Annotated in this window: 8 protein-coding genes; 5 read left to right on the forward strand and 3 right to left on the reverse strand. The window is 57.2% G+C overall.

Features of this window, described 5'->3' with window-relative positions:
* Positions 1 to 15: 15 nt before the first annotated feature.
* Positions 16 to 666 (forward strand): response regulator transcription factor RcsB, encoded by a 651-nt coding sequence (rcsB, locus tag ABLU73_RS05435; protein ID WP_004201684.1) that lies wholly within the window; start codon positions 16 to 18, stop codon positions 664 to 666.
* 45 nt (positions 667 to 711) lie between these two features.
* Here rcsB and rcsC read toward each other — a convergent pair whose 3' ends face one another.
* Positions 712 to 3,552, reverse strand: coding sequence for a two-component system sensor histidine kinase RcsC (gene rcsC / locus ABLU73_RS05440; protein ID WP_017899297.1), 2,841 nt, complete (start codon positions 3,550 to 3,552; stop codon positions 712 to 714).
* 131 nt (positions 3,553 to 3,683) lie between these two features.
* Entirely contained in the window at positions 3,684 to 6,317 is a 2,634-nt protein-coding gene (gyrA, locus tag ABLU73_RS05445; RefSeq protein WP_004201688.1) for a DNA topoisomerase (ATP-hydrolyzing) subunit A, read from the reverse strand.
* A 146-nt stretch (positions 6,318 to 6,463) separates the two neighbouring features.
* Here gyrA and ubiG point away from each other — a divergent pair, with 146 nt between their 5' ends.
* The 4 genes from ubiG (at position 6,464) to yfaE (ending at position 11,308) form a co-directional block, all read left to right on the forward strand.
* Entirely contained in the window at positions 6,464 to 7,192 is a 729-nt protein-coding gene (gene ubiG, locus ABLU73_RS05450; protein ID WP_004201690.1) for a bifunctional 2-polyprenyl-6-hydroxyphenol methylase/3-demethylubiquinol 3-O-methyltransferase UbiG, read from the forward strand.
* 344 nt (positions 7,193 to 7,536) lie between these two features.
* Positions 7,537 to 9,822, forward strand: a complete 2,286-nt coding sequence (gene nrdA, locus ABLU73_RS05455) for a class 1a ribonucleoside-diphosphate reductase subunit alpha (protein ID WP_043520274.1) — start codon at positions 7,537 to 7,539, stop codon at positions 9,820 to 9,822.
* A 101-nt stretch (positions 9,823 to 9,923) separates the two neighbouring features.
* Positions 9,924 to 11,054: a class Ia ribonucleoside-diphosphate reductase subunit beta gene (gene nrdB / locus ABLU73_RS05460; protein WP_004140835.1), complete on the forward strand. Its 1,131-nt coding sequence runs from the start codon at positions 9,924 to 9,926 to the stop codon at positions 11,052 to 11,054.
* A complete protein-coding gene (yfaE, locus tag ABLU73_RS05465) occupies positions 11,054 to 11,308 on the forward strand; it encodes a class I ribonucleotide reductase maintenance protein YfaE (RefSeq protein ID WP_004201692.1) in 255 nt (84 codons plus the stop codon). The genes nrdB and yfaE overlap by 1 nt, the downstream gene beginning before the upstream one ends.
* A gap of 463 nt (positions 11,309 to 11,771) precedes the next feature.
* Here the strand turns inward: yfaE and glpQ are convergent, their stop codons facing one another.
* Entirely contained in the window at positions 11,772 to 12,842 is a 1,071-nt protein-coding gene (gene glpQ / locus ABLU73_RS05470; protein WP_004201693.1) for a glycerophosphodiester phosphodiesterase, read from the reverse strand.
* Positions 12,843 to 12,848: the final 6 nt, after the last annotated feature.

Consider the following 12,848-nt stretch of genomic DNA (forward strand, 5'->3'; position numbering starts at 1 on the left):
AAGGTAGCCTTATACATGAACACTATGAACGTAATTATTGCCGATGACCATCCGATCGTACTGTTCGGTATTCGTAAGTCACTTGAGCAAATTGAGTGGGTGAACGTCGTTGGCGAGTTTGAAGACTCCACGGCCCTTATCAACAATCTTCCGAAGCTGGACGCCCATGTGCTGATTACCGATCTGTCCATGCCCGGTGATAAATACGGCGACGGGATCACGCTGATCAAATACATCAAGCGCCACTTCCCGGATCTGTCGATCATTGTTCTGACCATGAACAATAACCCGGCGATCCTCAGCGCGGTGCTGGATCTGGATATCGAAGGGATCGTCCTCAAGCAGGGGGCGCCGACCGATCTGCCTAAAGCGCTGGCCGCGCTGCAGAAAGGGAAGAAATTCACCCCGGAAAGCGTCTCTCGTCTGCTGGAAAAAATCAGCGCCAGCGGCTATGGCGATAAACGCCTGTCGCCGAAAGAGAGCGAAGTGCTGCGTCTGTTCGCCGAAGGCTTCCTGGTGACCGAGATCGCCAAAAAGCTGAACCGCAGCATCAAAACCATCAGTAGCCAGAAAAAGTCGGCGATGATGAAGCTGGGCGTCGAAAACGACATCGCCCTGCTGAACTACCTCTCCTCCGTCTCGCTGAGCTCGACGGACAAAGAGTAATCCCGACGCGCTCTCCGTCTCGCCCCGGCGAGACGGAGCTCCCGATTATTCCCGCCCTTTACGTACCCGCGCCGCATATACCGTCAGCGTTTGCTTCAGCACGTCAAGCGTCACCGGCTTGGACAGACAGCTGTCCATCCCCGATTCCAGACAGCGCTGCTTCTCTTCCGCCAGGGCATTGGCCGTTACGCCAATCACTGGCAGCGTCAGGCCAAGCTGACGAATGCGCTGCGTCAGGCGATAACCATCCATATTAGGCATGTTGACGTCGCTGAGCACAATATCGATGTGCTGCTTGCTGAGAACGTTGAGCGCGTCGACCCCGTCGTTGGCGGTCACGCACTGGTAGCCGAGCGATCCCAGCTGATCCGCCAGCAGGCGGCGGTTGATCGGATGATCGTCGACCACGAGAATCATCATGTCGTCGTTATTGCCGACCTGCGCCTCCGGCGCCATCAGCGCCCGGCTATTCTCCGCACTGGCCAGCGCGACGTGGAAAATACGTCCCAACAGCGGCAGCAGTTCATGCGGCGTCGTCACGCTATGCAGCCACTCGCCGGCGGCCCGCTCCTGCGGAATACCGATATGACGACGGCAGAAGATGACCATCGCCCTTCCCTGCCAGCCGCTCAGCGCTTCATCGTCAGTGAGTAAGACATCCTCGGCGTCCGGGGTTTCTCCGGCATGGCGGCGTACCGTCAGGCCGTGATAGCTGAGCAGCGAGGTGACGAACATCGCCAACGAGGTGTTGTGGATGGCCAGCCAGCAGGTCTTGCCAGCGAAACCGTCCGCCGTCACCTGCGGCGTGTTCTGCACGCCATACAGCGGGATGCGGATGGTAAAGCGGCTGCCCATTCCCGGCTCCGTTTCCACGGCGATATCGCCATCCATCATGCTGATCAGTTTTTCGCAGATCGCCAGGCCAAGGCCGGTGCCCTGGAAGTTGCGCTGCACGCCGGTCCCCACCTGGAAGAAAGGGTCGAAGAGGCGCAATACCTCTTTCGCCGGGATCCCCTCCCCGGTGTCGCGGACGCTAATCTGCAGATAATCTCCTGCGCACTGAACGTGGAGGATAATGCAGCCGGTGTCGGTGAACTTGATCGCATTGCTCAGCAGGTTTGAGATCACCTGCTGCAGACGCATCGGGTCGCCTGACATCTGTTCCGGAACGTCCGGTTCGATAAAGCAGTACAGACCCAGCTGCTTGCGCACCACCAGCGGCAGATAGTTGGCGGAGATATGGTTCATGACCTCGCGCGGGGAAAATTCCCGCGGCTCGATCTTCAACTGCTCGGACTCGATTTTGGAGAAATCGAGAATATCGCTGATGATTTTCAGCAGCAGGCTCGAGGAGTTGTTCATCGCCGTCACCAGGCGATCGACGCCTTTCGGCAAGGCTTTAGTCTGCAGCAGATCGAGGTTACCGATGATGCCATACAGCGGGGTACGCAGCTCATGGCTGACGGTGGCAAGGAACATCGATTTCGACTGGCTGGCCTGCTCCGCCGCCTGGGCCATCTCCTGCAGCGACTCCTCCATCTTCACGCGGGCGGAAACGTCCACCAGCACGCAAATCGCCACGTTTTCATTGCGATAGCGCGAGTGGACAAAGCTAATCTGCAGGTTGGTATGGTTGCTGGTCAGCACATCGACAAAGTTGACCTGCTGGCCGCAGATAATCTGCGTCAGCCGCTGGCGGTCCTCGTGGGTCAGCATGTTCAGATAGTTGTGCGCCAGCTCGTTACTGAGAATGTTGGTCCCGTCGAGGGTGCGCAGAATACAGATCCCCACCGGGGCGGAGGCCACGATTTTGCGGTTGAACTGCTCATGCTCTTCCAGCCGTTGAGCGTCATTTTCCGCCGGGATAAAAATGCGCCGCTCATACATCCGCGCCAGCGCAAACAGCATCGCGCCGCTGAGGATATTGAGAACGATGGCGTTGATGATCAGCATGCGGATCCGCTCCAGCACCTGGTCTACCGAGACGGAATAGACGATGCTCAGGGAGGACGGCGCGAGGCTTTTCTTCAGCACCAGCTCGCGGAAACCCGTGCTGTAGCCAAACCACATTCGCTCCTGCATCCACTTCGCTTCGCTCTGGACTTTGCCTTCCGCGCCGGCCAGCGAGATCAGCGGCTGGCCGTTATCGTCGAAGATCGTCACGCTCATCGGCAGGCTGCCCGGCGTAAAGAAGCTTTCCATGCGGATGGTCTGCTCCACGCCGAGCATCGCCTGCAGGCGATTGGCCATATAGATCGGCGTCAGGGCGTAAAAGTAGCCCACCCCGGGGCGCACGCCCTGACTTATCCAGAACAGGTTGTTGCCGCGCTCGTTTTGCGGCGCATTGCGGTATTGCTCAATGCGTTGATGCAGGACTTTCAGCGCCTGATCGCGCTCAATCGGCACGTCCCTCAGGCCAAAGTTGGCCATACAGAGATTATCGCTGCCGATGAGAAAGATGCGGTTAAGGTCGTAGGCGGCGGTAAAATTATCCCGCCAGTAGCGCATAAACCACGCCAGCGATTGGAGCGAATTACGCCATGCACTACTCATTGCGCTGCAGTCGGAGTCAGGATACAGGGGTTCAAAGCTGGGGATCGCAATATCGCCGCTTTGCCCTTGCGCTACCGCATCCCCTGCCGACAGCCGGTTACCGGCGACATACTTCAGCTCTTTAATCACGTCCGCCGTACGCTGAATGTAGCGCTGGGCCTGATCGGCATTGAGATTGAGCTCCTGATGGATCTCGGCTTCCCGCTCGTGTAGCGCGTTGACGATATAAAACACAGAGACAAACGCAATCAGCAGCCACAGCAATACCGCCAGCGCTCTGAACAGATAACGTGAAACCTTCAGGGTTGTGTGGAAAGAGGCAAGATATTTCAATGTGGCGATGCTCGGCCGTCAGGGACTCAACAGAATGGGGTTAAAGTAGCGGTAAACCGGCTTTGCCGCAATGTTAATGCAAAAAGGGCCGGGAGAATACCCGGCCCTTTCAGAACATTTACCTGGGACGATTACTCTTCGTCTTCGGCGATGTCGTCATCGGTATCTGCTTCCGGGGCGATATCATCATCGCCTTCCGCCGCGCTACCGTCGATGGCGTCCAGTTCTTCGTCGTCTACCGGCTCAGCGACGCGCTGCAGACCCACCACGTTTTCATCTTCCGCGGTGCGGATGAGGATCACGCCCTGGGTGTTACGGCCCACGATGCTCACTTCGGAAACGCGGGTACGCACCAGCGTCCCGGCGTCGGTGATCATCATGATCTGATCGCAATCATCCACCTGTACGGCGCCGACCACGGAACCGTTACGCTCGGTGACTTTGATCGAGATAACGCCCTGGGTGGCACGCGACTTGGTCGGATACTCAGCCGCGGCGGTACGTTTACCGTAACCGTTTTGCGTCACCGTCAGGATCGCGCCTTCGCCGCGCGGAATAATCAGCGAGACGACGCTGTCGTTTTCCGCCAGCTTAATGCCGCGTACGCCGGTGGCGGTACGGCCCATGGCGCGAACGGCATCTTCTTTGAAGCGCACGACCTTGCCGGCCGCGGAGAACAGCATCACTTCGTCCTGACCAGAGGTCAGATCGACGCCGATCAGCTCATCGCCTTCGTTCAGGTTCACCGCGATGATGCCAGCGGAACGCGGACGGCTGAACTCGGTCAGCGCGGTTTTCTTCACGGTACCGCTGGCGGTGGCCATAAAGACGTTAACACCCTCTTCGTACTCGCGTACCGGCAGGATAGCGGTGATACGCTCATCGGCTTCCAGCGGCAGCAGGTTGACGATCGGACGACCGCGCGCGCCGCGGCTGGCTTCCGGCAGCTGATAGACCTTCATCCAGTACAGACGACCGCGGCTTGAGAAGCAGAGGATAGTGTCATGGGTGTTGGCCACCAGCAGGCGGTCAATAAAGTCTTCTTCTTTAATGCGCGCTGCCGATTTGCCTTTACCGCCACGACGCTGTGCTTCGTAGTCGGTCAACGGCTGATACTTCACATAGCCCTGATGCGACAGGGTGACCACCACGTCTTCCTGGTTGATCAGATCTTCGATGTTGATATCAGCGCTGTTGGCGGTGATTTCGGTACGACGTTCGTCGCCGAACTGGTCGCGGATCAGCTCCAGCTCTTCGCGAATCACTTCCATCAGACGGTCGGCGCTGCCGAGGATGTGCAGCAGTTCCGCGATCTGTTCCAGCAGCTCTTTATATTCGTCGAGCAGTTTTTCATGCTCAAGGCCGGTCAGTTTCTGCAGACGCAGATCCAGAATCGCCTGAGCCTGCTGCTCGGTCAGGTAGTATTTACCCTCGCGCACGCCGAACTCTGGCTCCAGCCATTCCGGACGCGCGGCGTCATCACCGGCACGTTCCAGCATCGCCGCGACATTACCGAGATCCCACGCCTGGGCAACCAGCGCCGCTTTCGCTTCAGCCGGGGTCGGCGCGCGACGGATCAGTTCGATAATCGGGTCGATGTTGGCCAGCGCCACGGCCAGCGCTTCGAGGATATGCGCCCGGTCGCGCGCTTTGCGCAGTTCGAAAATCGTACGACGGGTCACCACTTCGCGGCGGTGGCGCACGAAGGCGGCGATGATGTCTTTCAGGTTCATGATCTTCGGCTGGCCATGGTGCAGCGCAACCATGTTGATACCGAAGGAGACCTGCAGCTGGGTCTGGGAATAGAGGTTGTTGAGCACCACTTCCCCTACCGCGTCGCGCTTCACTTCAATCACGATGCGCATCCCGTCTTTATCAGACTCATCACGCAGCGCGCTGATGCCTTCCACGCGTTTTTCTTTTACCAGCTCGGCGATTTTCTCAATCAGGCGCGCTTTGTTCACCTGATAAGGAATTTCATGCACGATGATGGTTTCGCGGCCGGATTTGGCGTCCACTTCCACTTCCGCGCGCGCGCGGATGTAGACTTTACCGCGACCGGTGCGGTAGGCCTCTTCAATGCCGCGACGGCCGTTGATAATGGCGGCGGTCGGGAAATCAGGGCCAGGAATATGCGCCATCAGCCCTTCAATGCTGATGTCTTCGTCGTCGACATAGGCCAGACAGCCGTTGATCACTTCCGTCAGGTTATGCGGCGGTATGTTGGTGGCCATCCCGACGGCGATCCCGGAGGCGCCGTTTACCAGCAGGTTAGGAATTTTGGTCGGCATGACGTCCGGAATACGCTCCGTACCGTCATAGTTGTCAACGAAATCGACCGTCTCTTTTTCAAGATCGGCCATCAGCTCATGAGCGATTTTCGCCAGACGAATTTCGGTATAACGCATCGCCGCGGCGGAGTCGCCGTCGATGGAACCAAAGTTACCCTGGCCGTCCACCAGCATGTAACGCAGCGAGAACGGCTGCGCCATACGGACGATGGTGTCGTATACCGCGGAGTCGCCGTGCGGGTGGTATTTACCGATTACGTCACCAACGACACGGGCTGATTTTTTATAGGCTTTGTTCCAGTCATTGCCCAATACGTTCATGGCGTAAAGTACGCGACGGTGTACCGGCTTCAGGCCATCTCGGACATCCGGCAGCGCACGGCCAACAATGACCGACATCGCATAATCCAGATAAGAGTTCTTAAGCTCTTCCTCAATGTTGACCGGTGTAATTTCTCTCGCAAGGTCGCTCATCTAACCGCTATCCCTCTACTGTATCCCGGATTCAAAGGTCGCAAATTATAACACAGCCGCGCTAAGAGAGGTAAAGCAATACGGTTTATTCATGGCGCGCTGCTGATATACTCCCAGGTCTGAACAGAAAAGGAGTAAAAGCGCCCATGAATGCCGAAAAAACGTCGGTAGCCCCTAACGTCGATCATGCTGAAATCGCCAAATTCGAAGCCGTCGCCTCGCGCTGGTGGGATCTGGAGGGCGAGTTCAAACCGCTCCACCGCATTAATCCCCTGCGGCTGGGCTATATCGCCGAACGCTCAGGCGGCCTGTTCGGTAAAAAAGTCCTCGATGTCGGCTGCGGCGGCGGCATCCTCGCCGAGAGTATGGCGCGCGAAGGCGCGACGGTCACCGGACTGGACATGGGCGCAGAGCCGCTGCAGGTGGCGAAACTGCACGCCCTGGAGAGCGGTATTCAGGTGGAATATGTTCAGGAAACGGTTGAGGAACATGCCGCGAAGCACGCGCAGCAATACGATGTCGTCACCTGCATGGAAATGCTGGAGCACGTCCCTGACCCACAGTCGGTAGTCCACGCCTGCGCGCGGCTGGTGAAGCCTGGCGGTCAGGTCTTCTTCTCCACCATCAACCGCAACGGTAAAGCGTGGCTGATGGCGGTGGTCGGCGCGGAATATGTCATGAAGATGGTGCCCAAAGGCACCCATGATGTGAAAAAGTTTATCAAGCCGGCCGAACTGCTGGGCTGGGTAGATCAGACTACTCTGAAAGAGCAGCATATCATCGGTCTGCATTACAATCCGTTGACCAACACCTTCAAGTTGGCGCCGGGGGTTGATGTTAACTATATGTTGCATACCAGCGCCAAAAAAGCGTGACGTCAGCAGCTGCGCTTATGATGATTGCGCGGCATCAAGCCGCGTGATTATTTCTTCCGATGAAGAAATCAGCACTCGATCAAATTTTCATTTTTTTTTCTGTTTTATTGACTTCTTCTCCAGGCCTTATGCGACGTGGACTTGCGGATTATTACCCTTCCGCAACCTCAATTTAACGTCAAAATCAACCCTTGTACTCAAAAGATTCCTTACTAAAATACTCACCATATAGCGTTCCTTTTATCGACAACCCCCTACATATAGTATTTATCCACAGAGTTAGTCACAACGGCCTTCTGTGGATAAACGGGGGATATTTTCTTTCACGGACAGGTAAAATCCACATGAATCAGAGTCTGCTGGTGACAAAGCGCGACGGGACCACCGAGCGCATCAATCTCGACAAAATCCATCGCGTACTGGATTGGGCGGCAGAAGGACTGAATAACGTTTCGATTTCCCAGGTAGAGCTGCGCTCGCATATCCAGTTCTATGACGGCATTAAAACCGCGGACATCCACGAAACCATTATTAAAGCCGCTGCGGACCTGATCTCCCGCGAGGCGCCGGATTACCAGTACCTCGCCGCGCGTCTGGCGATCTTCCACTTGCGTAAAAAAGCCTTCGGCCAGTTTGAGCCGCCGGCGCTTTACGATCACGTGGTGAAGATGGTCGAGAAGGGTAAATACGATCATCATCTGCTGGAAGACTACACGGAAGAAGAGTTCCAGCAGATGGACGGTTTCCTCGACCACTGGCGCGACATGAACTTCTCCTATGCTGCCGTGAAGCAGCTGGAAGGCAAGTATCTGGTACAGAACCGCGTCACCGGCGAAATTTATGAGAGCGCGCAGTTCCTTTATATTCTGGTGGCTGCCTGCCTGTTCTCTAACTACCCGCGCGAAACGCGTCTGGACTACATCAAGCGTTTCTACGACGCGGTGTCGACCTTTAAAATCTCGCTGCCGACGCCGATCATGTCCGGCGTGCGTACCCCGACCCGTCAGTTCAGCTCCTGCGTGCTGATCGAGTGCGGCGACAGCCTGGATTCCATCAACGCCACCTCCAGCGCGATTGTGAAATACGTTTCCCAGCGCGCCGGCATCGGCATCAACGCCGGCCGCATTCGCGCGCTGGGCAGCCCGATCCGCGGCGGCGAAGCCTTCCACACCGGCTGCATTCCGTTCTACAAACATTTCCAGACTGCGGTGAAGTCCTGCTCGCAGGGCGGCGTTCGCGGCGGCGCGGCGACCCTCTTCTACCCAATGTGGCATCTGGAAGTGGAAAGCCTGTTGGTGCTGAAAAACAACCGCGGTACCGACGCCAACCGCGTTCGTCACATGGACTACGGGGTGCAGATCAATAAGCTGATGTACACCCGTCTGCTGAAGGGCGGCGACATTACCCTGTTCAGCCCTTCCGACGTCCCGGGCCTGTATGACGCCTTCTTCGCCGATCAGGACGAGTTTGAGCGCCTGTACACCCAGTACGAGCAGGACGACAGCATTCGCAAGCAGCGCATTAAAGCGGTTGAGCTGTTCTCGCTGATGATGCAGGAGCGCGCCTCCACCGGCCGCATCTACATCCAGAACGTCGACCACTGCAACACCCACAGCCCGTTCGATCCGGTGGTCGCCCCGGTGCGCCAGTCTAACCTGTGCCTGGAGATCGCTCTGCCGACTAAACCGCTGGAAGACGTCAACGACGAAAACGGCGAAATCGCGCTGTGCACCCTGTCGGCCTTCAACCTCGGGGCTATCGACAGCCTCGACGAGCTGGAAGAGCTGGCGGTGCTGGCGGTGCGTGCCCTGGACGCGCTGCTCGACTATCAGGATTACCCCATCCCGGCCGCCAAACGCGGCGCAATGGGCCGCCGTACGCTCGGCATCGGCGTGATCAACTTCGCTTACTATCTGGCGAAGCATGGCAAACGCTACTCCGACGGCAGCGCCAACAACCTGACCCACAAAACGTTCGAAGCGATTCAGTACTACCTGCTGAAGGCCTCCAACGAGCTGGCTATCGAACAGGGCGCCTGCCCGTGGTTCAACGAAACCACCTATGCGCAGGGTATCCTGCCGATCGATACCTACAAAAAAGACCTGGACAGCATCGTCAGCGAATCCCTGCACTACGACTGGGAAGCGCTTCGCGAGTCCATTAAAACCCACGGCCTGCGCAACTCTACGCTCTCCGCGCTGATGCCGTCCGAGACCTCGTCGCAGATCTCCAACGCCACCAATGGCATCGAGCCGCCGCGCGGTCACGTGAGTATCAAAGCCTCGAAGGATGGGATCCTGCGCCAGGTGGTGCCGGACTACGAAAACCTGCAGAACGCCTACGAGCTGCTGTGGGAAATGCCGAACAACGACGGCTACCTGCAGCTGGTGGGTATCATGCAGAAGTTTATCGACCAGTCGATCTCTGCGAATACCAACTACGATCCGACGCGCTTCCCTTCCGGAAAAGTGCCGATGCAGCAGTTGCTGAAAGACCTGCTCAACGCCTATAAATTCGGCGTCAAAACGCTGTACTATCATAACACCCGTGATGGCGCTGAAGACGCTCAGGATGACCTGGCCCCGTCCATTCAGGACGACGGCTGCGAAAGCGGCGCTTGTAAGATCTAAGGTATTTTTGCCGGGTGGCGCTACGCTTACCCGGCCTACGATTTTGTAGGCCCGGCCAACCCATTCCCGCCGGGCAATACAGTTCAACAGGACTCACTTCAATGGCATACACCACTTTTTCACAGACGAAAAACGATCAGCTGCTTGAGCCAATGTTTTTTGGCCAGCCGGTTAACGTGGCCCGCTACGATCAGCAAAAATACGACATCTTTGAAAAGCTGATTGAAAAGCAGCTCTCCTTCTTCTGGCGCCCGGAAGAGGTTGACGTTTCCCGCGATCGCATCGACTACCAGGCGCTGCCGGAACATGAAAAACACATTTTCATCAGCAACCTGAAGTACCAGACGCTGCTCGACTCCATCCAGGGCCGCAGCCCGAACGTTGCTCTGCTGCCGCTGATCTCCATCCCGGAGCTGGAGACCTGGGTGGAAACCTGGGCCTTCTCTGAGACCATTCACTCGCGCTCGTACACCCATATCATCCGCAACATCGTCAACGATCCGGCGACCGTGTTCGACGATATCGTCACCAACGAGCAGATCCAGAAGCGTGCCGAGGGGATCTCCCACTATTACGATTCGCTGATCGAGATGACCAGCTACTGGCATCTGCTGGGCGAAGGCACCCATACCGTCAACGGCAAGACCGTGACCGTCAATCTGCGCGAGCTGAAAAAGAAACTCTATCTGTGCCTGATGAGCGTTAACGCCCTGGAAGCGATCCGCTTCTACGTCAGCTTCGCCTGCTCCTTCGCTTTCGCCGAGCGCAAACTGATGGAAGGCAACGCCAAAATTATCCGCCTGATCGCCCGCGATGAAGCGCTGCACCTGACCGGCACTCAACATATGCTGAACCTGCTGCGCTCCGGCAGCGACGATCCGGAAATGGCGGAAATCGCCGAAGAGTGCAAACAGGAGTGCTATGATCTGTTCGTGCTGGCGGCCCAGCAGGAGAAAGAGTGGGCGGACTACCTGTTCCGCGACGGCTCGATGATTGGCCTGAACAAAGATATTCTCTGCCAGTACGTCGAGTACATCACCAATATCCGCATGCAGGCGGTGGGCCTTGATCTGCCGTTCCAGACCCGCTCCAACCCGATCCCGTGGATCAACACCTGGCTGGTCTCCGACAACGTTCAGGTGGCGCCGCAGGAAGTAGAGGTCAGCTCTTACCTGGTCGGCCAGATCGACTCTGAAGTCGATGCCGACGATCTGAGCAACTTCCAGCTGTAATGAAGCGGATCTTCTTGAAAATCTCTGACACTCGCCTTGAGTGTCAGGATGAACACCCTTCCCTGTTGGCTGCTCTTGAATCGCATAATATCGACGTCGAGTATCAATGCCGCGCAGGCTATTGCGGCTCCTGCCGCACCCGTCTGGTCTCCGGCCAGGTTGACTGGCTGACCGAGCCGCTGGCCTTTATCCAGCCGGGCGAGATTTTGCCCTGCTGCTGCCGGGCGAAAGGCGATATTGAGATCGAGATGTAGTCTTGTCAGGTGGCGCTACACTTACCTGAGCTACTGTTCCAGGACCGGCCGTTTACGTACTGCCGCCCTGGGCTGCTGAAACTGACGGTGTTGACGGCCTCAAAATCGCTGAGACGTTCCCGGAAGGCCGGAGCAGCCCGCATGGATGCGGGCTGAGGGCCGTGTTTTGCAGGGACGCTGCCTCGGCCCGACCCGAAGCCTGCAGGGATAAGTCGAAGGGACCGCGCAGCGGCGATTTTGCTGGCCGGAGCCCGGGGGTACAGGGGGAGGCGGCGACTGGCCTCCCCCTGTGCGCTCCCTGCGCTATGAAAGGCATAACGCAGAAGAAATATCGGGAGCGCAATCTTCCAGGAAATATCATAGAACAAACGTTATTCCCGGGTCGAAATCGTTGCACGCCGAGAACCGTGTCAACAAAACCGCAGTTCGTACGCCGGGTAAGGCGCAACCGCCACCCGGCTTTTTAGCGTTTCGCGTCCAGGAACTGCACCGCTTTATCCGGGAAATCGGTAAACAAGCCGTCGACGCCCGCCTGGTTATACAGCAGGTCATAGAGCTGATTAACGTTAGTCGCGTACTCCGGCAACTGATCCGCGCGCACGGTGTACGGATGCACCTGCAGATGGCTGGCGTGCGCCTCTTTCACCATCGCCGTCAACTTCACCGCCCCCGGCTTTGAGCCTTCCGCCACCAGCATATGGTAATCCGGACCAATGCCGTCGGCGTATTGTGCAATCTGCGCCATGGCCCCCGGCTTGAACATCCAGTCATAGCTGTAGTTCACCCATTGGCCATCGGCCTGTTTCTGCTGGGTTTCATTCCAGTCGGTATAGGCGATGAGCTGCACCAGATTAAGATCCATGCCCATCTTCGGCTCCAGTTCATTTTTAATGCGCTTCAGCTCGTTGGCGTCAAAGCACTGCAGATAGACCTTATCCTGCTTGCTGGTATAGCCATATTCTTTCAGCACTTTCAGGGTGCTGGCAGCAATATCTTTGCCTTCCTGATGGTGGAACCACGGCGCTTTGATTTCCGGGTAAATACCGATGTTTTTGCCGGTGGAATGATTCAGCCCCTGGACAAACTCAATCTCCTCTTCAAAGGTATGAATGCGGAAATCGGATTTGCCCATCGGGAAACGCCCGGGGTAGGTTTGCACGTTCTTGCCATCTTTCGGCTCAAAGCCTTCGGTAAACTTCAGCGACTTAATCTCGGCCAGGGTAAAGTCGATGGCGTAGAAACGGCCATCTTGACGCGCCCGCTGCGGGAAGCGCTGGGCGACGTCGGTCACCCGGTCGAGATAATGGTCGTGCAACACCACCAGCCGGTCGTCTTTGGTCATCACCAGGTCTTGCTCAAGGTAATCCGCCCCCTGCGCGTAGGCCATCGCTTTCGCCGGCAGGGTATGTTCGGGCAGATAACCGCTGGCGCCCCGGTGGGCGATAACCATTTTATCCGCCGCTGTCGCGCTGAAGCACAGCGCCGAACTGGCCAACATCATGCCGCTCATTAGCGTGGTGAGTTTCATGTTCATCGCCGC

It is taken from the genome of Klebsiella sp. GG_Kp175 (assembly GCF_040062325.1).
Classification (GTDB): Bacteria; Pseudomonadota; Gammaproteobacteria; order Enterobacterales; family Enterobacteriaceae; genus Klebsiella; species Klebsiella quasipneumoniae.